This is a genomic window from Streptomyces sp. DS1-CR2 (assembly GCF_055760475.1).
The window spans coordinates 7648100-7674229 of record NZ_CM147085.1; the positions used below are offsets into that span (position 1 = coordinate 7648100).

Annotated in this window: 19 protein-coding genes and 3 pseudogenes; 8 read left to right on the plus strand and 14 right to left on the minus strand. The window is 69.7% G+C overall.

Annotation, left to right across the window (positions count from 1 at the left end; translation table 11 throughout):
• Window positions 1-68 precede the first annotated feature (68 nt).
• A complete protein-coding gene (locus ACY0PA_RS35760) occupies window positions 69-860 on the plus strand; it encodes an SDR family NAD(P)-dependent oxidoreductase (protein ID WP_473081551.1) in 792 nt (263 codons plus the stop codon).
• Window positions 861-1147: 287 nt separating this feature from the next.
• Window positions 1148-2683, plus strand: coding sequence for an aldehyde dehydrogenase family protein (locus ACY0PA_RS35765; protein WP_473081552.1), 1536 nt, complete (start codon window positions 1148-1150; stop codon window positions 2681-2683).
• A 363-nt stretch (window positions 2684-3046) separates the two neighbouring features.
• Here the strand turns inward: ACY0PA_RS35765 and ACY0PA_RS35770 are convergent.
• Window positions 3047-3449 (minus strand): annotated as a pseudogene (locus tag ACY0PA_RS35770) (hypothetical protein); the annotation flags it as partial.
• A gap of 2 nt (window positions 3450-3451) precedes the next feature.
• Here ACY0PA_RS35770 and ACY0PA_RS35775 point away from each other — a divergent pair.
• A pseudogene (locus tag ACY0PA_RS35775) lies at window positions 3452-3643 on the plus strand (SAM-dependent methyltransferase); the annotation flags it as partial.
• A gap of 327 nt (window positions 3644-3970) precedes the next feature.
• Here ACY0PA_RS35775 and ACY0PA_RS35780 read toward each other — a convergent pair.
• The gene (locus tag ACY0PA_RS35780) at window positions 3971-4654 is read right to left on the minus strand and encodes a tyrosine-type recombinase/integrase (RefSeq protein WP_473081553.1); all 684 of its coding nucleotides are present in this window, start codon (window positions 4652-4654) and stop codon (window positions 3971-3973) included.
• A 156-nt stretch (window positions 4655-4810) separates the two neighbouring features.
• Window positions 4811-5212 carry a tyrosine-type recombinase/integrase gene (locus tag ACY0PA_RS35785; RefSeq protein ID WP_473081554.1) on the minus strand — a complete coding sequence of 134 codons (402 nt, stop codon included), beginning with the start codon at window positions 5210-5212 and terminating at the stop codon, window positions 4811-4813.
• Between the two features lie 498 nt (window positions 5213-5710).
• Here ACY0PA_RS35785 and ACY0PA_RS35790 point away from each other — a divergent pair, with 498 nt between their 5' ends.
• Window positions 5711-7366, plus strand: coding sequence for a hypothetical protein (locus ACY0PA_RS35790; RefSeq protein ID WP_473081555.1), 1656 nt, complete (start codon window positions 5711-5713; stop codon window positions 7364-7366).
• Window positions 7363-7761, plus strand: coding sequence for a hypothetical protein (locus ACY0PA_RS35795; protein ID WP_473081556.1), 399 nt, complete (start codon window positions 7363-7365; stop codon window positions 7759-7761). Before ACY0PA_RS35790 ends, ACY0PA_RS35795 begins: the two co-directional genes overlap by 4 nt.
• A 1462-nt stretch (window positions 7762-9223) precedes the next feature.
• Here ACY0PA_RS35795 and ACY0PA_RS35800 read toward each other — a convergent pair.
• The 5 genes from ACY0PA_RS35800 to ACY0PA_RS35820 all read right to left on the minus strand — a co-directional run bounded on the left by ACY0PA_RS35800 (window position 9224) and on the right by ACY0PA_RS35820 (window position 18724).
• Window positions 9224-10309 (minus strand): integrase core domain-containing protein, encoded by a 1086-nt coding sequence (locus ACY0PA_RS35800; RefSeq protein WP_473081557.1) that lies wholly within the window; start codon window positions 10307-10309, stop codon window positions 9224-9226.
• A gap of 258 nt (window positions 10310-10567) precedes the next feature.
• Entirely contained in the window at window positions 10568-11803 is a 1236-nt protein-coding gene (locus ACY0PA_RS35805; protein WP_473081558.1) for a TIGR02679 family protein, read from the minus strand.
• Window positions 11800-15816, minus strand: coding sequence for a TIGR02680 family protein (locus ACY0PA_RS35810; RefSeq protein WP_473086538.1), 4017 nt, complete (start codon window positions 15814-15816; stop codon window positions 11800-11802). The genes ACY0PA_RS35805 and ACY0PA_RS35810 overlap by 4 nt, the downstream gene beginning before the upstream one ends.
• Entirely contained in the window at window positions 15699-17135 is a 1437-nt protein-coding gene (locus ACY0PA_RS35815; RefSeq protein ID WP_473081559.1) for a TIGR02678 family protein, read from the minus strand. Before ACY0PA_RS35815 ends, ACY0PA_RS35810 begins: the two co-directional genes overlap by 118 nt.
• Window positions 17132-18724 (minus strand): TIGR02677 family protein, encoded by a 1593-nt coding sequence (locus ACY0PA_RS35820; protein WP_406102946.1) that lies wholly within the window; start codon window positions 18722-18724, stop codon window positions 17132-17134. Before ACY0PA_RS35820 ends, ACY0PA_RS35815 begins: the two co-directional genes overlap by 4 nt.
• A gap of 593 nt (window positions 18725-19317) precedes the next feature.
• Here ACY0PA_RS35820 and ACY0PA_RS35825 point away from each other — a divergent pair.
• The 3 genes from ACY0PA_RS35825 to ACY0PA_RS35835 all read left to right on the plus strand — a co-directional run bounded on the left by ACY0PA_RS35825 (window position 19318) and on the right by ACY0PA_RS35835 (window position 20624).
• Entirely contained in the window at window positions 19318-19725 is a 408-nt protein-coding gene (locus ACY0PA_RS35825) for a DUF6880 family protein (RefSeq protein ID WP_473081560.1), read from the plus strand.
• 123 nt (window positions 19726-19848) lie between these two features.
• The gene (locus ACY0PA_RS35830; protein WP_116507148.1) at window positions 19849-20430 is read left to right on the plus strand and encodes a Uma2 family endonuclease; all 582 of its coding nucleotides are present in this window, start codon (window positions 19849-19851) and stop codon (window positions 20428-20430) included.
• Window positions 20427-20624, plus strand: coding sequence for a helix-turn-helix domain-containing protein (locus ACY0PA_RS35835; protein ID WP_116507145.1), 198 nt, complete (start codon window positions 20427-20429; stop codon window positions 20622-20624). The genes ACY0PA_RS35830 and ACY0PA_RS35835 overlap by 4 nt, the downstream gene beginning before the upstream one ends.
• A 120-nt stretch (window positions 20625-20744) precedes the next feature.
• Here ACY0PA_RS35835 and ACY0PA_RS35840 read toward each other — a convergent pair whose 3' ends face one another.
• The 6 genes and pseudogenes from ACY0PA_RS35840 to ACY0PA_RS35865 all read right to left on the minus strand — a co-directional run bounded on the left by ACY0PA_RS35840 (window position 20745) and on the right by ACY0PA_RS35865 (window position 26026).
• Window positions 20745-21830 carry an integrase core domain-containing protein gene (locus tag ACY0PA_RS35840; RefSeq protein ID WP_473081561.1) on the minus strand — a complete coding sequence of 362 codons (1086 nt, stop codon included), beginning with the start codon at window positions 21828-21830 and terminating at the stop codon, window positions 20745-20747.
• 430 nt (window positions 21831-22260) lie between these two features.
• Window positions 22261-23286, minus strand: a complete 1026-nt coding sequence (locus tag ACY0PA_RS35845; RefSeq protein ID WP_473081562.1) for an alcohol dehydrogenase — start codon at window positions 23284-23286, stop codon at window positions 22261-22263.
• A 2-nt stretch (window positions 23287-23288) separates the two neighbouring features.
• Window positions 23289-23468, minus strand: a complete 180-nt coding sequence (locus ACY0PA_RS35850; protein WP_473081563.1) for a hypothetical protein — start codon at window positions 23466-23468, stop codon at window positions 23289-23291.
• Between the two features lie 283 nt (window positions 23469-23751).
• Window positions 23752-24027: a hypothetical protein gene (locus ACY0PA_RS35855; protein WP_473081564.1), complete on the minus strand. Its 276-nt coding sequence runs from the start codon at window positions 24025-24027 to the stop codon at window positions 23752-23754.
• A gap of 203 nt (window positions 24028-24230) precedes the next feature.
• Window positions 24231-24899: pseudogene (locus tag ACY0PA_RS35860) on the minus strand (IS701 family transposase); the annotation flags it as partial.
• Between the two features lie 29 nt (window positions 24900-24928).
• Window positions 24929-26026: an integrase core domain-containing protein gene (locus tag ACY0PA_RS35865; RefSeq protein ID WP_473081565.1), complete on the minus strand. Its 1098-nt coding sequence runs from the start codon at window positions 26024-26026 to the stop codon at window positions 24929-24931.
• Window positions 26027-26130: the final 104 nt, after the last annotated feature.

Consider the following 26130-nt stretch of genomic DNA (forward strand, 5'->3'; position numbering starts at 1 on the left):
CAAGGGTACGACACTTCATAACCATCAAGCGTTTGACGCTAAGCTAACGGTTGAGGCATGCTCGGCGTATGACTCGCACGATCGCTCTCATCACCGGAGCCTCCTCCGGCATCGGCGCCGAATACGCCCGTCTGCTGGCGGATGACCACGACCTCGTCCTGGTGGCGCGCCGCGCGGACCGGCTCGGCGACTTCGCAGAGGAGCTCCGCGCCTGGGGCGCCGCCGTGGAGGTACTGCCCGCCGATCTCGGCACCCACGAGGGCATCACCGCTGTCACCGGCCGTCTCGCCGCGGGGGACGTGCGCCTGCTGGTCAGCAACGCCGGCGCCGGCGGCTACGCCCCGCTCGTCGACGTCGACCCCGCCGACATCGACCGCCTGCTCACCCTCAACGCCGTGGCCCCCATTCAGCTGGTCCGCGCCGCGCTTCCCGGAATGCTCGCCGCCGGAGAAGGCGCGATCATCACGGTGGCCTCGCTGCTGGCCTTCAGCTCCGGCCTCAACGATCCCCGCGCACCACGACGCACTCTCTACGCGGCGACGAAGGCCGCCACCGTCGCCTTCACCCGGACCCTCACAGGTGAGCTCGCGGACACGCCCATCCGTACGCAGCTGCTCCTGCCCGGCGTCGTGGCCACGGAGTGGAACGAAGGCGTCGGCCGCGACATCCCCTGGGCGATGACCCCGCAGGACGTCGCCTCGGCCAGCCTTGCCGGCCTGCGCCTGGGGGAGACCGTGTGCACACCCGGTCTGGAGAACCAGGCCGCAGCCCTTGACGCCCTGCTGGCTGCGGAGTCCGCTCTGCTCACCGGCGGCAACCAGCCCACCCCCGCGGCTCGCTACCGCAACCCGCACGCGTAGCAGCGGGCGCCTCCTCGGCGCCGCCCCCGACCCGGCCGCGGTCGCCCTCCGGCGGCTGCGCCACAATCCGCCCGCCGAGAGCGCTTCCGGATATGCGGCCACCCGTGCCCAACTGCCAGACGTTCGGCATGGCACACGTTCTCAATGATCTCGTCCGTGCGGTGCTCATGTCGGCCCGCGCCGACCGCAGTCCAGCGGCCATTCGTGCCGAAGACCACGTCCGCCACCTGCCCTTACCCACGGGTGCGCCTCACGCGGGCGGACGTAAGAAGGACAGGGGAAGACCCATGACCGACAACATCCCGACGATCACACGTGACGGTGTCATCGGATACGACGCGACCGAGATCGTCACCATCGACCAGGCCACCGGAGCCGAGTTCGCGCGATACCCCGTGGCCGGCAAGGAAGAGGCGGCCGCGGCCGTCGCCGCCGCACGCTCGGTCACCGGGGCCTGGTGGGACCTCGGCTTCGAGGGCCGCGCGGAGCGACTGCGCGCGTGGCGGCGGCAGATAGCTTTGAGCGGTGAGGAGGGCGCCGCACTCATTCACGCCGAGAACGGCAAGCCCCTCGACGACGCCCGCGTGGAGGTGCTCGGGACTCTCGAGCACCTGCAGTACGCCGCCGACAACGCCGCGCGCGTCCTGGACCGCCGGGAGGTTCCGGCCAGCCCCACCACGCCCAACCAGCGTGCGTGGGTCGAGTACCAGCCCTACGGCGTGGTCGGCGTCATCGGCCCGTGGAACTTCCCCCTGCTCACTCCCGCGGCCATCCTCGTCGACGCGCTCGCGGCCGGGAACGCCGTGGTCCTCAAGCCCAGCCAGATCACGCCCGGCGTCGCTGAATGGCTCGTCCGAACCTGGCAGCGTGCCGTTCCGGAGCTGCCGGCCGTCCTGCAGAACCTGAACGGATACGGGGCCACGGGTCAGGCGCTCATCGAGGCCGGCCTCGACAAGCTCGCGTTCACGGGCAGCGTCGCCACAGGCCGGACGGTGGCCGCCCAATGCGCGCAGACCCTGACCCCCGTTCTGCTGGAACTCGGCGGAAAAGACGGCGTCATCGTCGCCGAGGACGCCGATCTGGACGAAGCCGCCGCTCACATCGTGTGGGGCGCCATGCAGAACACCGGACACGGTTGCATCAGTCTCGAAGTGGCCTACGTAGTCGAGTCGGTGCACGACGAGTTCGTCGAGAAGATCAGCGAGCTCGCCGGGCAGGTACGCGTCGGCAGCGACGAGGACGCGGAGATCGGGCCGGTTCCGCTGCCGAGCCAGACCTCGATCATCCGGGAACACATTCAAGACGCCCTGGAGCGCGGCGCGACAGCCACCGTCGGTGGCCTCGACGCGGTGGGCGACCGCTATGCCGCGCCCACCATCCTGGTCGGAGTGGCCCCCGACGCCCTCGCGGCGACGGAGGAGACGTTCGGGCCGACGCTGGCGGTCGTCAAGGTCGCCGACGCCGATGAGGCCGTCGCTCACATCAACGCCGGCCGGTACGGGCTGGGCAGCGCCGTCTTCAGCCGCGACCGCGGCGAAGCCATCGCTCGTCGCCTCCGCGTGGGAATGACCAGCATCAACGATGCTCTGGTGTTCTCCATGAACCCCGCCGTGCCGTTCGGCGGTCGGGGCGACAGCGGTTACGGGCGCAAGCAGGGGGAGGAGGGACTGCGGGAGTTCGCCTACGCGCACTCCTTCACCGCCAAGACCGGCCCCGCCCGGTTCTCCGCCTCGACCTTCGGCAGGCCGCAGGGAGCCATGGAGGGAGCCCTCGCCGGCGCCCGTAACAGGATCCTGGCCGAGAGCGGCGAGAAGTCGGACTGATTCAACTCACGGGCGCCCACGGACGTTCCGGACCGAGCTAGGCCCGCCGTACGTGCCCTCACAAGGCGGGCCATCGGCCTGCCCAGCACCCGGGTTCGAGACGCTGCACCGTCTTGGACCCGGGTCCCGGACGCCGCGCCGATGTCGGGGCGCATGGGAGAGCTGCGGTGCGCCGGCCGCGGGTGCGAGCGGTGAGCGATGGATGGCCGCCGGGCATGCGGCCGCCTGGCGATGGTACGGAGCGCTGGACCGGACATCGGAGGATGCCGGGCCCAAGGCAGCGTCGACTCCCATCAGGCGGGGCCCCCGCCATTTCGCCTGAACCTCGACGCCTGACCCCCTTCGGTCCGGGCCTGAGCCCGCTCACCCGCGGGTCAGGCCCAACTCGCCCGCGCGCACCCCGGCCTGGAAACGTGAGCCCGCGTCCAGGGCGACGAGGAGTTCGGCGACTCTGCGGCGGTAGGTGCGCAGCGACATGCCCAGTTCGCGGGAGGCTGACACGTCGGTCACTCCGGAGCCCAGTGCGTTACAGCACCTCGCGGGCTCGCGCGTCGATCCGGGGCCGGTCGGGGTCGAAGAAGGCCGCCAGTTCGGTGGCCGTCTCCCACGCTGCTTCGAACAGCGCGTACGCCCCGCTCACCAGGGCGGGTTCGGCACTCATCCCGGCGGCCAGCAGTGGGAAGACATTGCCGGCAGCGAGGACCAGGTCGAAGTCCGCCGCGATGCCGAGCAGGGCCGGATCGAACTCGGCGAGATCGGCCCGGAACGGGCGGGCTGCTGGTCGCGGGCTTCGGCCTCGACGCCGCCCACCTGCCCGTGCCGCCCGGCATCACGTTGCCGGAGTACGACGCGAGTTGTACTGCGGCGGGCCTCGCCCTCGTCGACCGGTTTGCCGCCTGGGACGCCGACGCCTACGACGGCGGTGGCTACGCCGTCAGTATCCATCGCGCCAGCCCCTGACCCGGTCGTTCAGGTCCATGACCACCGGGGTGAGCGCCAGGCCCGCTGCGGCGGAGTTCTCAGGGCTGAGAAGAAGCCAGCGCCCCCTGCTGGGGGTCAAGGGGTCGCAGGTTCAAATCCTGTCGTCCCGACTTGTGTTGGCGCAGGTCGGAGGCCGTTCTCTCGTGATGGAGAGGGCGGCCTTTTGTGTTTCCGGGGGCGTGGTGGTCGCAGTGTGGTCGCACACCTTGGGTGCGGCTGGTTCACGGCGGTGCTGAAGGCGGGCGGGGCAGGCTTCCGCAGCCGGCGGAGGGCTTCGCGGAGGCTGCGGATGTGGTCGCGTGGTGATCACGGCAGGGTCGGCCGGTTGGTTCGAAGGCTGGTGGTCTCGGCCTGGGTGAGGGTGTGGTCGATGGTGTCGACGGCTTCGCGTGCGGCCTGTTGGGTGAGGTGGCTGTAGAGGTTCGCGGTGGTGGACAGGGTGGAGTGTCGCAGGGTCTTGGAGACCACCGTGAGGGGGACTCCGGCGGTGATGGTGATGGTGGCGGCCAGGTGTCGCAGGTCGTGAACCGTGACTCTGGGGACGCCGGCTTCGTCGGAGAGACGGTGGAACCGGTCGAGCACGAGTTGTGGTCCGAGGGGGCGGCCGTCGGGCCGACAGAAGACCAGTCCGGCGAACGGATCGGCAGCATCGCTGTGGGTGCGAGGAACCGTACGTGCCCGATGTCGCAGCGCTGCGGCGACGCGGGGCGAGATGGCGACCCAGCTGCGGCTCGATCGGGTCTTCGGGCTGGTGAGGGCGAGGTGGTTGTTGTCGATGGCGGAGAGTGTGGAGCGTACGTAGAGGACGCACTCGTCGAGGTGGACGTCGTCCCAGTGCAGGCCGAGGGCTTCGCCCTTGCGCATGCCGGTGCCGATGAGGAACTCGAACAGGTCGGCCATGTCGGGGTCGGCCTGGTGGCAGTAGGAGAGGAAGAGGGCGGCCTCCTCTGGGGTCCAGATCCGCCGCTCCGGTGAGGGCGGTCGGCGCACGATCGGGGGACTGGCGGGGTTGTGGGGGAGGCGGTGCTGGCGGACGGCGTCGCCCAGCGCGCTGGAGAGGGTGGCCAGACACCTGGAGAGGGTGACTTTGCCGCGGCCGGCGGCGAGTTGGCTGGTGGCGAAGGCGGCGATGTGCCGGTGCCCGAGCTACTCGAGCTTGAGGGTGCCGAAGCCGGGGATGAGGTCGTTGCGGACGTAGTCCCGGTAGCGGGCCATGGTGGTCGGCTTGAGCACCAATGCTTTCGCGGTGAGCCAGGCATTGAGGTAGTCGGCGACCGTCTGGTTGGGATCGGCGTCGAACCCGCCCGCCTCGCCCTCGAGGAATCTGAGGAGCGCAGTCTCGGCGCTGTCCTGGCTGGGGAAGCCTCCGCGGCGGATGGTCGTGCGACGGTGATCCGGGGTGGGGGTGTCGACGGCGAAGGTCCACGTCCCGTGTTCGCTGTCCGTGACCAGATGTGGGCAGTGTGCGCCGAGCTGGTGACGGCGAATGTCTCGGCAGCCGCAGCGGCGGTAGACACGACCGCGGCCGGCGGTGGTGGTTGTGCGCATGGGGATCGCCTCCAGCGTGCGGCAGGGTATGCCACACATCCAGCCTCCGTCCGATGCGACCACCAGGCGACCATCATGTCCTCGGCGTGGACTCTGACCTGGTCATATCCCTTGATTGGGCGAAAGGTGAAGTAGTTCGGCGGTGAGGGGCCCTCCGCCCACTTCCGGCGAGAACCCGGTGTGTGCAGTTACCGGCGCGGAGTACTTGTCAACTTCTCCGACGGCTCGCTGGCGAGGGGTTGGATTCGGTCAATCCTCGTCAGGCGCAAGGATGCGCGCGCAATGTGGCGTTTGTGATCTAGTGGTCTGCGCCGTTCACGATAAGGATGCCCCGACGTATCGGAGAACGGGGGCGGCTGTATGGGGATGGGATGGGGGCTGCGTGTCCGGGGGCGGGAGGGCACAGAGATGGGTGGGCTCCCAGGAATACCAATCCAGGCGGGACCGGGATCGGCCAGCGTCGGTGGTGACGATCAGGCGGATCCCACCTCGTCAGAGGTGACCAGGCTGTTGTGTCAGGGCGTCTACGCCCGCCCTGACCGGGTGAAGCCGGTCAATGCGTGGTGGCGCAAGATTTGCGGCAAAGGCGGGAAGGCTGACAGGCCCCGGCGCAGCGCACGAAGGCGTATCTACTTGGATGGCAGCGACGACTGCCCGCCCCTGGGCGAGCCGATGGCGCAATGGGTCGTCGACCATGTGCTGCACGGGCCGCCGCTGCCTGTTCCGTCATACGGATTCGATGTTGTGCCGGTGGTCGCGCACGGTCTTCGTGCCCGGCGCCGTCGATGGGCGCGGCGCACTGCGATGTTCCTGATGGCCGCGGCCATCGCGTATGTGGCTCCTTGGGCGGCCGGGGTGTGGGGTGGTGCTGTCTTTCTGGCTCTGGTGATGCGTTGGGCCGCGGCCCGGGCAGCGCGCCGGCTCAAGAAGTCGCGGCTGGCCTCTTCGCCGCGTGTCGCGTACCTGGTTCTGTGTATTCCGTGGTTGTTGGCCGTCATTCCCTATGCGCCCATTGACAGTGAAATGGTCAGCCTACGGGCCGAGTTGATCCTGCTGCCGTTCGCGCTGCTCGCCGGCGGCGCGGTCGCGTTCGCTATAGACCGGCTCGCGGCCCGGGCATCTCTGGACCGGCTCGTCAAAGGAGAGGTCGCGGCGGGCCGACTGCCTTGGACGGCGGCGAGGGGAGAGCGCCGGATGGCCATCCTGAGTGAGAGGCAGACGCGAGCCGAGCTACCCTACGACGATCCGGAGCGGTTCGTCGGTGCCGGACGCTACGTGTGGGGCATCGCGGACATGAATGTCCCGCTGAAGCCCAAGGACATGGAGGTGTCGGTCAAGCCGTTCGAGGACCAGGAGTTGCTGCGCCGGATGGGTGCGGCATTGTGGGACCTGGGGCGAGGTGCGCGAGAGATCACTGAACCGCTGCCGGGCTTCTCGGTGGTTCAGGTGAAGGGCCTGCCGTCGGCGTTGTGGCTTCGCCGTACGCGTGCGGCGAAGCTGGAGGACCCCGATCTTCGTGGCCGCGGCAGACGATCGCCTTCGAGCGTTCCCGATCGGCTGTATCTGCGCGCACAGTGCGTGAGTTGGGACGGCCAGGTCGTTGTCAGCGTTTTCGTCCATGCGGCCTTGGAGGCGGGGGAGCTTCATCTGACAGTGCGACCCCATGTCATGACGCCGCTGTACAACGAGCTGCGAGTGACTGACGCGTCGTTGGCCCGCCGCGGTACCCGGCTCCTCGGCTGGCTCATCGTGCAGACGCTGCTGGATGCCGCAGCGGGGCCACTGGCTCTGTGGCGGTTCGTGGCCCGGCTGGGGCGCGGACTCGCAGAGCAGCAGAGTGAGGATGGCGACGGCCGGGGTGAGGAGAAGGACCCGGTGAGCGTGCGTGACCGCTACTCCACCGAGGAGGTCACCGACATGCACCAGAGCGACGACGCCAAGAGGCATGTCGTCCTCATGCAGACCTGCATCTTTAGGGCCGTCGCCGAGTATCTCGAGGAACTGGGCGTCGACACCGCACCGTACGAACAACAGGTGGCCGCCGTGATCACCAACATCCAGGTGTACGGCGACAATAACGCCCCGATCCAAAGCGTCGCGGGCAACAACATCAGCGGCGTGGGGCAGAGCAATGCGCCCCAAGGAGGCAAATGATGATCGGCGGACGACGGCGGCCTGAGCCGGACCCCGGACACGGCTCGGGCATCAGCATCGGCGGCAACAACAACGCCCCGAATCAGAACGTCGTGGGGCAGAATATCTCCCACGTGCACCAGTCGGCATCGGTTCAGAGCACGCCCGACATTGAGGATGTACGGAGCCTACTCACCGCGTTCCGCGCCGACCTGGACCGGAATCAGAGTGGCCTCGCCACTACGCCGGTGCTCCGTAGCATGACGGACACGATCGATACGTCGCTTGCTGCGCAGGCCCCTGACACGGGTGCGCTGCGGCAGATCGCTCAGGCCCTGCCCGCGCTGGTCGTGGGGACTGTGGTCCAGCAGGGTGGGGAGGCACTCGCCAATGCCCTTACCGGGTGGCTTGGTTGATGTAGCGGGAGCGAGTTGTCCGTCGGTAGTTCGCCGGGGGGCACCGTTTGTCGACCACGGTTGCTGCCGTTGGATTGAGGGCGTAGTTTCCGTTCGCCCCTGTCCAGACAGCCGCCCGCCTCCGCGAACCACGCTATGGGCCACCTGTCGGTCCTGGACGTTGGGTGGCAAGCAGTCCCTTCGTGGGGAGCTGATGGGGAGAAAGACTCGGCCATCGTTAACAGGAGGTGATGGACGGCCTACACCTCTGGGCGATCGCTTGGCACAATGCACAAATGGATCTAGGGGGAACAGCTTCAATCGCCGCTGCAGTGGCTGTAGTTGGCGCGGGTCTGGGTGCCTTCGGGGCCGTCCGTGCTGCCAGGGATGCAGGTAGTTCACAGCGGCGCTCACAGCATGAGCACTGGCGTCGGCAGACTCGGGCCGATGCCTACACCCAGTTCGCCGGTGCGGTAGAGGAACTGGCGCCGGCGGTTTCTGTGCTCACCCGCGCTGGGGATTCAGTACTTCCGGACATCGAGGAAAGGGTCTCTGAAGCGCGACGGCTCATGTCAGCGCTCTCGAAGGCCGAGAGCGCAGTGGGGCTGGCGGGACCTGACCGTGTGGCTACGGAAGCCAAGTCAGTGGCGCGGGGGTACGGGTTCATCCTGCGTAGCGCCCTCGTGGGGCTGGGGTTTGAACCAGCCAGACGAGGCGACCCGCCATCGTTCACGCCTGCGCATTGGCCGAACCTGAATCATTTCCGGGAGCTGGCCCGATCCGCCCTGGACGATCCGGACGGCGCCCTCGAACGCCAGTGACGGGTGTTGAGCCGCAGCAGCAGCGCAGGCGGGGGCGTCGGCGACTCGAGCGCGCCGGATCCTGCGTCGCGAGGACCTCGAACAGCAGCAGTGCGCCTGCCGAAAAGTCCATCCACGCAGTTCAGGCGGCATGTTGGTATTCGTGGAGGACTCCGCCGAGGCGGTCTTTTCGGTGTACGTCGAGGTGGGGGATCTGTGCAGGGGTGAGCGGTTCGGGGACGGCACGCAGGGTGTCCCGCTCGAAAATACGATTCTCGGCTGTGGCCTGCACGTTTGTTGATCCCGGCGACGCGGCGTCGACTGCCCTGCGACGATCTGCAGATGTCGCTGTCGGTCGTCGCCGCGCTGGTCCGGAATCTGATCGCGGTGCCCGCTGCCGTGCTGCGCAGCCGCATGGCCAAAGATGCGGAAGTGTTGGCGCTACAGCATGAGAACGCGGTGTTGCGCCGTCAGATCGCCCGGGTCCGCTACCAGCCGGCCGACCGGATCTGGCTCGCCGCACTTTCTCGGTTGATCCCTCGTGGCCGTTGGCGCCAAGTCTTCGCGGTCACCCCCACCACACTTCTGCGCTGGCACCATCAACTCATTATCCAAAAATGGACGTTCGGACAGACGTGCCGTCCAGGCAGACCCTGTGGGGCTCGAAAAGTCATCGCTGCAGTTCAAGCGGCATGTCGGTACTCGTTGATTGCTCCGCTGAGGATCCGGGTGCGCAAGAGCTTGCGGGGCTCGAAACCATCCAGGACTGCTGGCTGTTCCTGGGCCTCGGGCGGTCGTTGATCGCGGGATCGGTGCGGCCGATGTCTGTTGTAGTGGTCCTGGTACTCGGCGAGGACCTGCCGGGCGTGGGCCTCGTTCAGGAGCAGAACGTGGTCGAGTGCCTCGCGGCGGATCGTGCCGATCACGCGCTCGCAGTGGGCGTTCCTGCGCGGTGCCTGGGGTGCGCTGAGCAGCACGTCCATGCCTTCGGCTTCGAAGACGGCGTCGAAGGAGCCGGTGTACTTGCTGTCGCGGTCGCGGAGCACGAAGCGCAGCGACTCGACGCGGCTGCCCAGGTCATCGGCGAGATTGCGCGCCTGCTGGGTCGCCCACTGTGCGGTGGGGTGGGCGGTGACGCCGGTGATGTGGAGTCTGCGGGTGCCGTGTTCGAGGAACGCCAGCGTGTACAGCCGGCTGCCGGTGATCGTGTCGACGTGGAAGAAGTCCGCCGCGATGATCCCCTCGGCCTGCGCGGTGAGGAACTCGCGCCAGCTCGGGCCGGTGCGGCGCGGGGCGGGGTTGATGCCGGCCTTGTGCGGGATCTCCCAGACCGTGGACGGCGCGATCGGGTGCCCCAGTCGGGCCAGTTCGCCCTGGATCCGCCGGTGGCCCCACCGCGGATTCTCCTGCGCCAGGCGCAGCACCAGCTTCTTGAGCGCGGCCGCCGTGGGTGGACGCCCGGTGCGTCGGCGTCGGTCGGAGTAGTCCCACTTCTTGGCGATCAGCCTGCGGTGCCAGGCCAGTAGCGTCTCCGGCGTGACCGGGAAGACGCTGCTCCAGCAGCGGCGCGGTATCAGCGACGACAGCGCGGCCAGCCAGAACCGGTCCGCGGGCTCGTAGCGGACCGGGCCGTTGAGTTGTCGTCGCAGCACCGAGTTTTCGTGCTGCAGCACCAGCAGTTCGGCGTCCTTGGCCGTGTCCCGGCGCAGCAGGACCGCGGGTATGGACAGCAGCGCCCGGGTGGCCCGGTACAGCATCGAGATGATCACACGCGCAGCATCCCAGCCACCGCGGAGGGCCTGGCGCGTAGGCTCCCACCTGCAGCGATGACTTTACGAGCCCCACAAGATACACAGCCTGACCAGCAGCGACGAGTTTTCGAGCCCCACAGGATGATTTGTCGGCACCCGCAATGTTCTTCCATTGCCGATTTGCCCGCGATTTCTGGTGCTCAGGGTGACAAGAGTCGTGTAACGGGAGACTGTTACGCACGGTTCTGTGGTAGCCGGAGGGGAAGTTCCCTCCGGCTACCCGACCGTCACGTCATCAAGGAGGCTGTCGAGCACCGCTTCCTCCTCCACACGGACGCCGAATCGGCCGATCTCGACGGCGAGTTCCGGATCCCACGGAGAGTCGGCCGGCGTGCCGCTCAGGGGAAGCGTCGCGTGGGGAGCGGCCGCTCGATAGTCCGCGGCGGTGTAACGCCAGGGCTCCCAGGGGACATGGGTGCGCAAGGCGGTGGCGATGCGCAGGCCGCCCCAGTCGAAGTCGCCGTGGTAGCGCAGCCGGGTGCCCCGGCCCGCGAGGTGGCGAAGGAGGGCGAGGGCGGCAGCCGAGGGCTGGCCTTGTCCGCAGATCAGCGGCGGGGCGGCGGGGTCTCGCGCATCAGCGGCAGCGGTGAGGACGGCCGGGTTCTCGCAGACGTAGGCGAGGGCCGGAGCGGCGATCGCGACAGCGGGTGCGGCAAGTTGGCGTAGCGTCAGGATCGCCGGTTCGCCCTGGTCGGCATACCAGTCCAGGGCCGGGTTGCCGCGCAGCCCCAACGTCAGGACGGTGGAGGAGACTTCGTCGCGCAGCAGGCCTGCCGCGGCCCACGCGGCACGTCGCCAGGCCGCGCCACTGCCGTCGGAGTGCCCGGTGAGAGCGCGCACGCCGGACAGGATGAGCGTGGCGGTCGGGGTGCCGTCGTCCAGGGCGTGGGCGGAGCCCAGGGCGCGGGCGGCGAAGGTCGGCAGGGAGACGGGCGGGTCGGCGGGGAGCGCGGCGAGGGCGTGTGCCGACTGTTCGGCCAGGGTGCGGGCGGCGTCGGGGGTGCGGGCGAGACGGCGCAACCGGCCTTCGGTGCGGACGCGTTCGGCCCAGGCGGCGAGCGGTGCGGGGAGTCCGTCGAGCGGGGCGTGCGCGTGGGCCCATGCCAGGTCCTCGGCCTCGCGGGTGGCGCGGCGCGGGGTGACGGGTCCGGTCAGCGCGGTCACCGCCGCGGCCAGGCCGTCCGGGCTCGCGCCGCTGGTGCGCAGGATCGCGTCGACCGCGTCGAGGCGGACAGCGAGGGTGGCGCCGGTCGGGCGGGCGCTGGGGCGACGGCCCAACAGGCGTTCGGCAGCGCGGCGTTGTAGGTCCGTGGGCTGAGCGAGGGTGAGGGTACCGGTGAGCGGTTCCTCGCGTTCCATGCGTCGTCGTACGCGCTGCACCAGCCAGTCGAGTTCGGGGCCGCCGATGAGGCGCCGTACGCGGTCCAGTTCCAGCGGAGTGGTTGCGGTCATCGTGCCTCCAGGGCGGGGGCCGGGCGCTGGGGGCGGATCCTTGCGGCGCCGTCCCACTCCCAGCGGGTGACGAGGACGGCGGCGATGTCGTCGACGCGGGAGAGCTGGGCGATGGCGATGCCGGGGACCTCCGGGTAGCAGGCCCATTCGCGTTCGCTGGTCATGACGACGTCCAGGTCGAAGGCCGAGAGCAGGCCGAGGCACTTGGCGCGGGAGTCGTCGTCGACGCCCGCGAACGCCTCGTCGAGGGTGACCAGGCGCGGGGCGTACGGGTTCGTGGCGGTGGCGTAGTGCGAGGACGCGGCGGCGAACAGGGGGACGGACACGGCGAGAACGCGTTCGCCGCCGGAGGCCGGTCCGGTCGCGGGCACCCAGGCGCCGTGCTGGTGGCGTTCGATGCCGAACTCGTGCCAGGCCCTGTAGTCGAGCGCGGCAGTGAGGTGCTCCAGCCAGCTGCCGGAGTCGTCGGCACTCTGCTGCTGCGCGATCTGCTCCTGGAGGAACACGCCGACCGCTGCCCGGTCCTCGGTGCTCCAGGCGTCGGCGGACTGCAGAAGCAGCTTGCGGATCCGGGCGAGCCCGGTGGGAGCGCGCTTACGCGAAGGCCGCCAGACGAGCCGGAGGCGCATTCCCGTGGACGTGGGACGCTGCTCCAACTCCAAGTTCATCGCAGCGACGTGATGCTCGGCCTGACCGATGAGCTCCTGTAGAGTGCCCGCCACCTCGGTGATCAGATGGGTTTCGAGGATCTCGCGTTCGTGGGCGGAGAGGATGCGGGTCAGTTCGGCGACCTCGGTGGCCAGCGCCTCGGCGAGTTCGGGTACGGCTCGCGGGCGGGCCTGGTAGACGATATCGACGACCATGCCGTCCTCGACCATGCGGGCGGTGGCCGAATGACCGTGCCGGGACAGGGCGTTCTGGAGGGCTGTGAGCTCTTCGCTGAGCCGCTTCTGGACACGTTCCCAGGCCGCGTCCGTGTCGTCGGTTCCGGACAGGGCCACCTCGGCGGCGCGGGCGAGGGCGATGGCCGGGGTGGTGGCCCAGGGGCCGGATTCCAGGGGCGGTACGTCGAGGTCGGGGGCGGCGACCGCGAGCAGGCCTGTGCCGGTGAAGCGCTGGAGGGCGGCGATGGCGTCGGCGCGGCGCTCGGTGGCGCTGGCCACGTCCGCCTCCAGTTGCTCGATACGTCCGGTGGCGCGGCCCGCGGCGTCGATCGCCGTGCGGATCTCGGTGTCCGCACGGTCCTGCTCGGCGTCGCACTCCGTGAGGGCGCGGGCGGTGTCGGCGAGGCGGCGTTCGAGTTCGGCGACGGCCGAGCCCACGGTGTCGCGCAGGGTGGTGTGCCGTTCATCGGCGGCCACCGCGCGGCGGACGGCCTCAGCTGCGCGCGCGGAGAGCTCGGCGACCTGCCTCCCGGCATGGTCGGCTTCCTCGCCTTCGCGCCCCAACGTCCGTTCGGCTTCGGACAGTTCACGACGTACGGGCCACAGCGCGGCCAGCGCCGCCCCCAGGACTGCGAGCGCGTCACGGACGGCGGCCAGGCCCGGCCGGTCGGCGGGCAGGCCGACGGCGTCGGCGCTCTCGGTGAGTTCGACGCGGGCCTCAGCGGCGTGGGCAGCGGCCTCGGCCGCCTGCTCGGCGCGCTCCTGGTGCCGTTCGCTCGCGCGGACCATGGCGCGGGCGGCGCCGGTCACGCGGGTGTGCTCGGCGCGCAGCGGGGCGTCGTCGGGAACGGCGGCGAGTTCGGCATCGAGGGTGCGGCGCCGGCCGTCGACGGCCTCGACGCCTAGCTGCAACTCACCCAACTCGCCCTTGATGGCAGTGAGTTCGGTGGCGACGGCCGTCATGCGCTGATGCCGGGCCGCCTCCCGGGCGCCCGCGCCGATGTACTCGGCGGCGGGCTTGGCCCAGCGCCCGGTGAGGACGCCCACGCGGAAACGGCCGTCGGCGGCGATCCAGGTCCCGTAGGCAGGCAGGCCACCATCGGCGGACGCCGCGTATCCGATCGCCTCAAGGATCTCCAGGACGCGCAACTCGTCCACCGCGCGCGCACGTTCGTCCCCGGGATCGACTGCGGGCCGCGCCACGCTGTCCAGGCAGGGGCCTGCCGGGCGGGGTGACGAGGCCGGGTCGAGGACGGTGTCGTGGCGGCCGGGGCCGAGGAGGGCACCTCCGGGGGTGACCCAGGCGTCGAGCAGTCCGGAGGCCTCCAAGGCCGCCTCGACACCGGCACGGGTAGCTGCCTCGGCGTCGTCGCGGAAGTCGATGAGACGCCACAGGGGCGCACCGGGAGTCGCCTGACGCACGGAGGGATTCCGGGTGTGCGGCGGGCGCGGGGCGTGCACCTGTCCCTGCTCCAACTCCTGCCACTCCAGCCGCAGTTCATCACGGCGGCCGGTGAGGACCTGGGCGCGCTGGGTGAGGTGGGCGCGAGTGTCGGCGAGGTCGGAGGAGCAGGCGGCGTGCGCGGCACCGGCCTGCGCGCGAACCGGGTAGGGACCCGACAGGGTCCGGGTCCACTCCTGCAGCGAGTCCAGCAGTGCCTCGGGCGCGGTCCAGGTCAACTCGCGGCAGATTCCTGCCTGTTCGCGTACGGCATCGAGCAGGGCGCGGGCTGAGTCGGCCCGCGTGTCCTCGGCCCGTGCCTGGTCGTCCTGCGCGTGGGCGAGGTCGGCGGCCGCCTCGTCGGCGCGGCGGGCGGCCTCCCGCCGGGCGCTGTCGCGGCGTTCGGCCTCGTCGGCCAGGGCGGTGACGTGGTCGAGGGTGCGGCGGCGGCGCGCCACGGCCTCAGCGGCCTCTTCGGTCTGCGGCGGGTCGGGCAGTACGACCCGGGCGGCACCAGCTGCTTCCCGTACCGCGTCCTCGGCCTGCGTGGCACGGGTGCGGGCACTCTCCTCGGTGCGCTCGGCGGCGGTGCGGCGGCTCAGGAGGCGGGTGTGCCGTTGGGCCGCCTGGTCGCGGTCGGACTCGGCGCGGGTCTGGTCGCCGGCGGTGCGGCGTGCGCCTTCGGCGGCCTGTTCGAGGGCGCGGGCGTCGCGCATCTCGGGACCCTCGCGCAGTGCGGCGTCCTGGGCGCGGAGCCTGGCCTCGTGTTCGCCGAGGGCGACGAGCCGGGCCTGTGCGGCCTCCCGCCGCTGAAGCTGCTCGGCGCGTTCGTGCTGCGCCTGGGCGAGGTCGCGGTGCAGGGACTCGTACTGGGAGTGCTCGGCGCGGGGCAGCCGCGCCCGGCGTCGGGCGGCGACACGGGCGTAGCGACGGTAGTACTCCAGGAACCGGTTCGCGGCCCTCTCCGCCTCGGTGGCCGCCCGCAGCTCCTCCTGCTCGTCGTCCAGGGACCGGAACGCCTCGGCGGCGTCGGTGACGACAGCCTGGTCCATGGGCGGCAGCGCCTCGGTGAGCGCCTTGGACAGGGCCGCCTCGCTGGGGCGCTTGGACAGCTGCGGCTGGCGCAACTGGATCAGCAGGTCGACGAGGGCCGCGTAGCGCTGCTCGCCGAGTCCGAACAGCGCCTCGTCGACGGCGCGCCGGTACACCTTGGCCTGGTCGTACACCGCGCCGTGCCCGGCGACCGCCTCCGCGAGCCGGTCGCGGGAGAGGGCGGTTCCGGTGGCGTCGAGGAAGCCGAATCCGGCCCCGACGCGCTGGTCCGTGACGGCGTACCAGTGGCGGGCGATGCCGCGCCCCGCCACCGCCTTGAGGCCGCAGGCGAGCGTACGGAAGTGCTCCTCGCCGGTGGCGTCGTCGCGGCGGCCGAACTCGATCCAGGTGTAGCCGAGCCGCTCGGGGTGCGGGTGCTGCCCGCCGAGCAACAGGTTCCACTCCATCCGCTTGCCGGGGTCGCCGTCGGGTTCGACGCGCCGCGGGTGCAGATCACCGTCGAGGAGGAACGGCAGGGTCAGAGCGAGGACCTTGGACTTGCCAGTGCCGTTGTTGCCGCGCAGCAGCAGCCGCCCGTCCCGGAAGGCGAACTCCTCGGTGTCGTAGTGGAACAGGTCGACGAGCCCGATACGCAAAGGCTGCCAGCGGGACCTGTGGGGGCGCGGGAGGCCATCGGCCATCGGGGGGCTTCCTCTCGTACGTGCTGCGGTGCAGGCGCCTTCTTGGCGCCGGGCTCGGTGATGACGGCCTCGCCCACGGCGTACCGGCCAAGGGCGGGCCTTGCCCGTACTCCGCCCGGCGTGCGCTCGGCCAGCGACAGCGCGACCAGACGGGCAAGCGCCTGCTCGACGAGCTCACCCTCCGCCCCGGGTTCGCGGGCGGTCTTGGACCAGAAACCACCATGAATATCGGCCAGTTCACGGACGCGAGTCTTCAGGTCGTCGATACTCAGCTCGCCCCCGGCTCCGGCGAGATGCTCGGCGAGCAGGAGCGTGATGTGGCCGTGCGTGCCCTGCTCGGGCATACGTAGGTCAGTGAGATCGTCGTCAGGGTCGACCATGGCGATGCCCTCGGCCCTGACCTCCGGTACGAGGCCGGTGAGTTCGGTGATGCGGGCGGTGAGGAAGGCGCGCTGCCGGGTGAGGTAGCCCAGTTCGGCATCGGTGAGCGTGTCGTAGTACAGGACCGGGTCATCGAGGAGGCGCCGGGTGAGGCCGCGGCGCATGGCGCGGAAGCGCAACTCCTCACTGTCGAGGGAAGTTTCGGCGCTCAGGGCGGCCGAGCGTTCCTCGAATGAGGTCACGGTGATGAGGGAGGGACCGTGGCGGGCGGCGAGCAGTCCGGCGAGGACGCGCCGGTCGACGTCGTAGAGCGCGTCGCCGGTTCCGCCGACGTAGGCTTCCTCGTCGCCCGCGACGCGGCGGAGCACTCCGTACGCCAGCAGGAGGCGTACGACGGCCGCGAGGTCGAGGCGTTCGTCGCGCCGTTCCAGGGTGAACTCCACTCCTGCCGCGGCGAGTTCGGGATCGGCCGCGTCGAGGAGAACCTGTTCGGCAAGCCGCCCCAGGGCTATCTGTGCCTCGCCCCGCTCAAGCGCTGCGAGGGCCAGGCAGAGCAGGACGTAGCGGCGGCGGGTGAAGGGGGCACCGGATCGGGCGGCCTCGCGCGCCGGGTGGGTGGCGTCGTCTAGCGTGCCGGGGGCCTTGACCAGGCGCGCGGACTGGGCGTCCACGCGCAGCGCCCACCCCGTGTTCCGATCGAACCACTCCCGCAGTTCACTGCTATGGCGCCGCACGAGGCGGAACGCGTCGCCGTACGGACCCGAGGCGAGCAGCAGCGGGCGGGCGAGCAGAGCGCGTGCGGCCCGCCGCACTTCGGCGGCGTGCTCGCCGTCGAGGACGTGGGCTCGGGCGTCGGGCACTGCGGCGCGGGCGTCGGCGGGTTCGGGCGTCATCGGGCCTCCAGATCGACGATCTCGATCAGATGGTCGGGCCCCTGGAACACGCCACCTGGGGTGCGCACCCGCGCCCGCGATCCGTCGTCCAGCGCGGTCAGCCGGATCTCCATCGAGCCGTCGTTGCTGGTGGCGGTTGTGGTGGTGAGGCCGGGCCGCCAGGTGGCGAGGGCATCGCCCAGCAACTGCAGGAACAACGAGAAGGCGAGCGGGTCGAGTTCACTGAGGTCGCTGAGGCGGGTCGAGCCGTGGGTGGCGAGGCGAGCGCGGGCGGCGGCGGTCTCGGCGGCCTGCTTCTGCGCGATCTCGGCGAGCCGGCGCAGCCTCTCGGAACGGTCCTGGACCCGGCGGGGCTTGCCGCGCCGCTCATAGCTGCCGGTGCGCCGCAGCTGCGGGCTGATGCGCAGCGGCTCGGCCTGCGCCCAGGGCGTGGCGGCGGGCACGGGATGCCGTTCGCGCGCGGTGAGCGTGTCGGCGTCGACCGTGAGATGACGGGCCGGGTACAGGCCGAAGGCGCTGCGCCAGAGCCGGTGCCGGGCGTCATCGTCGGGCGCCTGCGCGAACCAGCGTGCCAGCGTACGGAAGTCGGCCGAGCGGTCACTGCGTCCAGCGCGACGCTCCGTCAACGACCGTACAACAGCGAGGAGTTGCGGGATCGCGCCCAGCGCGCGGGCGCGCAGCAGCCGCGCCTGCGACACTCGTCCGTCCACGCCCTGCCCGCTGACGAACCACGCGGCGAGCCCCGCCCAGCGCGCCTCCCACCGCGCATACGCCGCCGCTTCGGCCTCCGCGACCTCGTCCGGCGCCGCGTCGGCGGCCTCACGGGCGGCGGCGACGGCCAGCAGCGGCCGCACCAGACCGCCGCCCCTACTGCCGCCCTTCACGTCCTCCAACTCCGCGATCAGCGCGGCGATCCGCCCGCCGAGCGTGATCAGGTCCTGGATGAACCGCTCCAGGTACTGGATGAGCCGGTCCTTGTACGCGAGGAAGGCCTCCTCGGAGACGTCATGCAGGTCGATGGTGCGCTGCAGCGACCCCATGAACGCCCGCGCATTGTCCGCGAGCGCCGTGAACCGGCTGGCCAGCGCGTCAAGCGCCAGATGTACCTTGGCCGGGTCGGGCTTGTCATCGGCGGCGATCACGAGCAGCGCCCGCAGCTGCGTGACGATGTCGTGCAGTGCGACGGCCTGCAGCGCACCGCGCCGCCCGAGCGCCTCGTCGTACGTGGACAGCGCCTGCTCGGCGGCCTCGCCGGCCTGCGTCAGCTGATACACGAACCGCTTGCGGTAGAAGTCCTCGACCGCGGTGACACGTGCCGTGTCCGGATCTGCCCGCAGATTCCCCCAGCCGCTCTGCGCGAGCGCGTCCATCGACGAGGCCACCTCGTCCACGGACGCGGGCCGCACCCCGGCCGGCAGGGCCGCGAACACGTCGTCGGGCCGCAGATGCACCGCGTACCGCTCCTTGGCGGCGACGAACGCGCCCATCACCTGCCGGTGCAGCTCGGCGCGCGGCGTGGTGAGATGCGCGAAAGGGCCGTAGGCGGGCGTTCCGGGCTCGGCGGGTGGGCTGGGGTGCGGCGTGCTCATCGGGTTCATTGTCCCTGATAGGACGGTGTGCCCGAAGGGACTTTCGGCAGGTTGCCGCCGATAGGCGAGAGTGCCCGCGACCGCCCTGCCACCGCAGGCCCGTCGCATCAGACCTGCACGGGAACGAGACACTACCGAGTGTGCACTCGGCGGGGGTGACGGTAAGCGTGCCGAGCCGGAGCGGATCGGCTGCCGCACGATCGTGCGGCAGCATTCGGTCCTCGGCAGGCTGAGCCGGCGGACCGTGGTTCTGCCGGACGTTCACTCGGATGAAGCGACCCTCCGTCTCGTAACGCTTTGTCATCAACTCCTCGCCACACCGGCGCAAATCCCCTGCTCGCCCGCCGCGGCCCAGGCCTACGTTGCGGTCCCGTCCTGCCGGAATCCGGATCGGTCCCGGCAGGACGCCGGCCGGGAATCCGGCACATCATGGAGGCACACGGAGGAATCACTGGGTGAGCGGGGGAGCCCCAGCACCGGCCGTGCGCCGGGACGTTTTCGCTCGCATCCCACTGGCCTCCGCCTTCAGCGCTCTCGCAAGGACGGCGGAGGAACTCGGACGCCCCGGGACCGTTGGCTGGGCCCTGGATGTGATGCGCGCTGCCGTGTGTGACCGCCCCGCGCTCGTCACCGAACTGATCACCTGCCTGCGCGCGGCCGATCTCCGTGCAGAGGCTTGGGGGACGGCGGTGGAGCATCTCGACGATCTGTCGATGTACACCCTCCAGACGCTCGTGGAGGAGCGGCGCGGCACTCATCCGGGCAGCACCGTCCTCCCCTATCGGAAGCTGGTCGACCTCTACCTCACCGACACCGGCAACAAATACCGCTACCGGCACGCCGTACGTCACCTCAAGGCACTCCGTGACATCCACCGCGGCCTGGGGACCGAGCCCGAGTTCCTGCTGTACCTGGAGGAGCTGCGCGCCCCGCACCGTCGCAAGACCAGCTTTCTCACCCTCCCCGACAAGGCCGGTCTCGGCGGAACACACCCGGAGTGACGTCGACCCTCGTGATCCCTTGCACACGATCCGGAACGAGTGGAGCGGATCCGGGACAGTCGCGTCCGTCAGTGGAACCCCATAGCCATCTGCACGACGGCCTTGTTGTATATCATTGAAGACATGACCGAGGTGACGATCTTCCAGCAGCTCAGCGACCACGCCGACCTCCTGAATACCCGCGACGCGGGCTTCAGCGGTGCCGAGATCTCCCGCGGCCAGGTGGTCATGATGATGAGCCCGTCCGGAATGCACGGCCTCACCGCGACCCGAATCCGCCAGCAGCTCGACCCGCAGGTCACCGCGAACGCCCCCGATCACGTCGTCGGCCTCGACATCGAGGTCGAGAACCCCGGCATCGGCGTACGCCGCACACCCGACATCATCGTCATCACCGAAGACGCCCTCGAAACCATGGACCGCCCCGACCCCCAAGGCGCACTCCTGGCCGTCGAGGTCGTCTCCCCCTCCAACCCGGACAACGACTACGTCGGCAAGCTCCGCGACTACCCCGCCATGGGCATCGACCGCTACCTGATCGTCGACCCCCGCGATGGAACCGTGCACCACCACTGGAACATCAAAGGCCACGGCGACGGCGCCACGTACGCCAACCACACCGAGCATGCCTTCGGCGAAAGCGTCGACCTCGGCGACCATTTCACGCTCGACACGTCCGTCCTCAAGCGCTACCCGCAGTCGTGATCGGCACACAGGTCGCCGCGCTGCGCGCCGCCCGCGGCTGGACACAGGCCCAGCTCGCCGAGGCCGCCGGTACGACACAGGCGCAGGTCTCGCGGATCGAGCAGGGTGCCGTCACCCCGACCCTGCCCGTCCTGCGACGCCTCGCCGCAGCACTCGGCGCACGCCTCGACGTCGTCCTCACCCCGGTCGAGTAGGCCCCGCACGCCGGCTGTGTGCGGCGCCCGGCTTGTCGCCCGCGGGCAAGAGACCGGGTGGCCCAGTCCTCTGCGCGCTCGGGCCAGTGCCTGTGGGGCTCGAAAAGTCATCGCTGCAGTTCAAGCGGCATGTCGGTACTCGTTGATTGCTCCGCTGAGGATCCGGGTGCGCAAGAGCTTGCGGGGCTCGAAACCATCCAGGACTGCTGGCTGTTCCTGGGCCTCGGGCGGTCGTTGATCGCGGGATCGGTGCGGCCGATGTCTGTTGTAGTGGTCCTGGTACTCGGCGAGGACCTGCCGGGCGTGGGCCTCGTTCAGGAGCAGAACGTGGTCGAGTGCCTCGCGGCGGATCGTGCCGATCACGCGCTCGCAGTGGGCGTTCCTGCGCGGTGCCTGGGGTGCGCTGAGCAGCACGTCCATGCCTTCGGCTTCGAAGACGGCGTCGAAGGAGCCGGTGTACTTGCTGTCGCGGTCGCGGAGCACGAAGCGCAGCGACTCGACGCGTCTGCCCAGGTCATCGGCGAGATTGCGCGCCTGCTGGGTCGCCCACTGTGCGGTGGGGTGGGCGGTGACGCCGGTGATGTGGAGTCTGCGGGTGCCGTGTTCGAGGAACGCCAGCGTGTACAGCCGGCTGCCGGTGATCGTGTCGACGTGGAAGAAGTCCGCCGCGATGATCCCCTCGGCCTGCGCGGTGAGGAACTCGCGCCAGCTCGGGCCGGTGCGGCGCGGGGCGGGGTTGATGCCGGCCTTGTGCGGGATCTCCCAGACCGTGGACGGCGCGATCGGGTGCCCCAGTCGGGCCAGTTCGCCCTGGATCCGCCGGTGGCCCCACCGCGGATTCTCCTGCGCCAGGCGCAGCACCAGCTTCTTGAGCGCGGCCGCCGTGGGTGGACGCCCGGTGCGTCGGCGTCGGTCGGAGTAGTCCCACTTCTTGGCGATCAGCCTGCGGTGCCAGGCCAGTAGCGTCTCCGGCGTGACCGGGAAGACGCTGCTCCAGCAGCGGCGCGGTATCAGCGACGACAGCGCGGCCAGCCAGAACCGGTCCGCGGGCTCGTAGCGGACCGGGCCGTTGAGTTGTCGTCGCAGCACCGAGTTTTCGTGCTGCAGCACCAGCAGTTCGGCGTCCTTGGCCGTGTCCCGGCGCAGCAGGACCGCGGGTATGGACAGCAGCGCCCGGGTGGCCCGGTACAGCATCGAGATGATCACACGCGCAGCATCCCAGCCACCGCGGAGGGCCTGGCACGTAGGCTCCCACCTGCAGCGATGACTTTACGAGCCCCACACGACTCGGCGGCATCCTTCACGAGTACACAAACGCGGCCTGATCTGCTCGGACGTAATAATCGGCACTCACAGGATCACCACCCCGTTCAACTCCGGCGTCAACGAAGGCCGCATCACGGACCTGAAGCTCCACAAGAGGATTATGGCCGGCCGCGCCGGGGTTCCGCTCCTCCGGCACCGAGTCATCCTCATGGCCAGACTCCGGCGCCACTATCGTGGCAGAGCGTCACCGGCGCATGGTGGCACACCCCCGCTTCAGGAAAATCTTGCCAGGGCCAGCTTAGGCCGTACGCCGACACGAGTACCGACGTGCCGCCTAAACCGGCCGGATGTTTCATCGGCACCCGCAGCGTCAGCCCACGGTGAGCACCATCCGGAAGCGGGCCTTGCCGGCGAGCATCTTCTGGTAGGCCTCATCCGCACGGTCCAGTGGCACGGTCTCGGTCATCGGTCGGATGCCGTGCAGGGCGCTGAACGCCATGGTGTCCTCGACGTCCTGCGAGGTGCCGGCCGGGTGGCCGCGGACGATGTAGCCGCTCATGAGCAGCTGGGCCGGGCTGATGCCAAGCGGCTCGGTGTCCGCGCCGATAACCACGAGCTCCCCGCGGGGGGCCAGGCCGTCCACGGTGGCCGTGATGGCTGCGGAGTTCCCGGCGGTGGCCAGGACGACCTTGGCGCCGCCGAGGGACTGCAGGGCTTCGGCGACCGGGGTGTCGGAGGTGCTGTCGACGTAGTGATGGGCGCCGAGTTGTTTGGCGAAGTCGGCCTTCTCGGCACCGCGTGCGATAGCCACGGTCTCGAAGCCCATCGCGATCGCGTACTGCACCCCAAGGTGTCCGAGGCCGCCGAGTCCGAGCACCGCGATGAGATCGCCGGGCCGGGCGGAGCTGCGCCGCAGCCCGTTGAAGACGGTCACGCCCGCGCAGGCCATCGGCCCCGCGTCGATCGCCGACACCGCGTCGGGGATCCGGGCCAGCGCGTCGACGGGCGCGATCACCTTCTCGGCGAATCCTCCGTCGTATGCCCATCCGGGGACCTTCAGATTCGGGCAGACGATGAAGTCGCCCTCCCGGCAGGATTTGCAGTGGCCACAGCTGCCGCCGAACCAGCCGACCGCGACCCGGTCACCGACCTGCCATCCACGGTCCTGAGCGCCTTCGCCCAGTTCCTCGATGCGCCCGGCGATCTCATGCCCGGGTACCTCGGGGAACGACACCCCTGGTAGTCCAGCGCTCACGAAAAGTGCGTCGGAGTGGCAGACACCGCATGCCTCCACGGCGATCCTGACCTGGCCGGAACCCGGCTGTGCCACCTCTCGCTCGGCGAGTTCGAACGTGCCGTTGGGTTCGTTCACCTGCGCGACTCGGTAGGTACTCATCGTCAGCGCTCCTCGGGGAAGTTGTCTCCGTACATCGGTAGGCCGCTCAGGGATTGTTTTCGGGAGGCTTCCTCCTCGATCACATCCCAGTGCTCCGCCAGGATGCCGTCCTCCATGCGGAGGAAGTCTGCGGCGATCCACGGGGCGGGCTGCACGTGCCCCGAGAAGCGCCCGCGCACCATGACCGTGTCCCCTCCCGGCCGGGCTCGATGTGAGCGCTGTGCTGGATGTAGTCGGGGGACCAGAACCGCTCGGCAGTGGCGTAGTCCCGCTTGTTGAACAGAGCGTCGAAAGCTTCACGGACGATGGCCTTGTTCCTGTCTTCGACGGTGCTCATGAGGTAATCACCTTCTGTCTGCCGCTTGCAGAAATGGGCGCAAGCACCCTGAAAGACCGGCCGGTCAAGCCGCGCACCGCCGACCGGATGTCGCCTGAGCTTGGGATTTGCTCCGATCAGTCGGGTATTCAGTCCCTGCCGAGGAGCTTCCTCGCGGTCCGTACGATCTCCTGGTTGGTGTAGGCGTGCGCGCCGATGCCCCAGCCGCAAGGAACGGTCACGGTCAGTGATACCCAGGTGCGCTCTGCGAGGGAAGCGTCTCCGGCGGCCTTGGCGATGAGCGCGGAGATGTCTTTCACCAGTCTGAGTTGCTGCTCGCGATTGTGCACGCCCGCGTTGGTGGTCACGTGGACGCGCACGCTGTTGCTGCCGCCCCCGGCGGTGGAGAACGCCTCCGGCTCCAATTCGTGGATGAAGGCGGCGGCCGTTGTCGGTGAAGAAGGGAATCGATGGCACCTTCCCCCAACTTATGATGGTCTCCGCGAGCTCCTTGGCCAGAGCGTGCTAGTAGGACTCCGTTAGGTCGCTCTGGATCTTGGGTTCTGGCTGGTGGTGGGTGTTCTGGGCAGGGGGCGGTGGCAGGTGGTGCAGGTGCCGGTCCAGCAGTTCAGCAGGTCTTGGATGGTGTCGAGGATCTGGTAGAGGGTGAGTCCGGTGTATCGGCTTTTGGGGCCAGGCGTTGTTCGGTGAGGAACGCGTGGGCGGCGGTGACCAGGGTGACGTGGTGGTGCCAGCCCATCCAGGAGCGTCCCTCGAAGTGGTCCAGGCCGAGGCCGTGTTTGAGTTCCCGGTAGTCGTGCTCGATGCGCCAGCGGAGCTTGGCGAGGCGGACCAGTTCGGCGAGGGGGACCGTGTCGGGCAGGTTGGACAGCCAGTAGTCGGTGGGTGCTTCGGCTGTGGCGGGCCATTCGACCAGCAGCGTGACCTTGGGCAGGACACCGTCCCAGAAGCCCTCCTGCGCGGTGGCGGCGGCCTGGGCCAGGCGGCGGGCCCGGACTCCGGCGGGCCGCACCCGCAGCGCCAGGAAGTGCGAGCGCATCGGTCCGCGGGATCCTTCCCGCCAGGTCACCTCGGTGAAGGCCTGCCGCCCGTGGCCGGTCGCCAGCGCGGCCACCGAGGACGCCTTGTCGCGGTAGCGGGGCTGCGGCTTGCAGCCGTTGCCGGACCACGCCGGGGCGGTGGGCTGCGCGTCGTGCGGATGGACGGTCACGTCCGAACGGACCGCCACGACATATTTGATGCCCCGCTCGCTCAGGCAGTCGCGGAAGTCGGCGTTGGCCTTGCCGAAATTGTCATCCGTGCACGTCATGCGGCGTGTTCGTACTCGTGGAGGATGCCGCCGAGACGCTTGCGTCGTCGTATGTCGAGGCGGGTGATCTGTCCCGGATCGGTGATCGTTTGGGGGAGTGGGCGCATCGGGCGGGCATTGGCGATGCCCTGATGCGGCCTGTGCCCGTTGTAGAACTGTTCGAACTCCCGTAGGGCATAGGAGAGATGGCGTTGGTTCCAGATCAGCGTGCGGTCCAGGAGTTCGCGCCGGCAGGTCTGCACCCACCTCTCCATGATGGAGTTCATTCTCGGCATCTGAATGCCGCTGAGTACGACCTCGATGCCGGCGGCGTGGAGGATGGCGTCGAACAGGGCGGGGAACTTCCCGTCACGGTCCCGGAGTAGGAACCGAGCCCGGCAGCCGGCGTCTTCGAGGTCCATGACGAGATTCTTCGCCGTCTGTGTCACCCAGGATGCCGTCGGGTGGGCGGTGGCTCCCAGGATCCGGATACGCCGGTTGGCGTGCTCGATCATCGCGAACACGTACATCCGCGTCCCCGACAACGTGACGGTTTCCAAGAAGTCGCAGGCCAGTAGCGCGTCGGCCTGGGAGCGCAGGAAGTCCGGCCACGTGCTGGAGCCGCGCTCGGGTGCAGGGTCGATCCCGGCGTCCTTCAAGATCTCCCACACCGCGGACGCAGCTACTTTCACGCCCAGGACGAGCAGCTCGCCGTGAATCCTGCGATACCCCCAGCAGGGGTTCTCCCTCGCCAAGCGCACCACCAGCGCCCGAACGGAGTGGACCGTCCGTGGGCGCCCCGGGCGTTTCGGCCGGGAGGCGACAGTATGGCGGCGAGCGACCAGATCGCGGTGCCAGCGCAGCACCGTGTCCGGTCGCACCAGCAGCCGCAGACTGCGCAGCACATCGAAGGGCAGGCGGTGCAGCAGCGAAGCCAGGAACGCCCTGTCGCTCGCAGTGAACCGCGCTCTGTTGTTGCCGAGTTGACGTTCCAGCACAGTGATCTGATGGCGCAGGGCGAGGATCTCCGCGTCTTTGTCCCGATCGCTCATCGGCAGCAGGCGCAGTACCGCGAACGCGTTCGTCACACCCAGGTAAGCCAGTCGAAGCAGCACGGTTGATCATCATGCCGCGGCGACCTCCAACTGCGCGAGAGTGCAGACTCCAGCAACCGATGTCGACATCGGCGAAACCGGGCACACTCGCTCTCACCAGGGCG

Coding starts and splice junctions, on each gene's coding strand:
- ACY0PA_RS35760 (WP_473081551.1), top strand. CDS start 69: ATGACTCGCACGATCGCTCTCATCACCGGAGCCTCCTCCGGCATCGGC.
- ACY0PA_RS35765 (WP_473081552.1), top strand. CDS start 1,148: ATGACCGACAACATCCCGACGATCACACGTGACGGTGTCATCGGATAC.
- ACY0PA_RS35785 (WP_473081554.1), bottom strand. CDS start 5,212: ATGCGCACAACCACCACCGCCGGCCGCGGTCGTGTCTACCGCCGCTGC.
- ACY0PA_RS35795 (WP_473081556.1), top strand. CDS start 7,363: ATGATGATCGGCGGACGACGGCGGCCTGAGCCGGACCCCGGACACGGC.
- ACY0PA_RS35805 (WP_473081558.1), bottom strand. CDS start 11,803: ATGACCGCAACCACTCCGCTGGAACTGGACCGCGTACGGCGCCTCATC.
- ACY0PA_RS35815 (WP_473081559.1), bottom strand. CDS start 17,135: ATGACGCCCGAACCCGCCGACGCCCGCGCCGCAGTGCCCGACGCCCGA.
- ACY0PA_RS35820 (WP_406102946.1), bottom strand. CDS start 18,724: ATGAGCACGCCGCACCCCAGCCCACCCGCCGAGCCCGGAACGCCCGCC.
- ACY0PA_RS35825 (WP_473081560.1), top strand. CDS start 19,318: ATGCGCGCTGCCGTGTGTGACCGCCCCGCGCTCGTCACCGAACTGATC.
- ACY0PA_RS35830 (WP_116507148.1), top strand. CDS start 19,849: ATGACCGAGGTGACGATCTTCCAGCAGCTCAGCGACCACGCCGACCTC.
- ACY0PA_RS35845 (WP_473081562.1), bottom strand. CDS start 23,286: ATGAGTACCTACCGAGTCGCGCAGGTGAACGAACCCAACGGCACGTTC.
- ACY0PA_RS35850 (WP_473081563.1), bottom strand. CDS start 23,468: ATGGTGCGCGGGCGCTTCTCGGGGCACGTGCAGCCCGCCCCGTGGATC.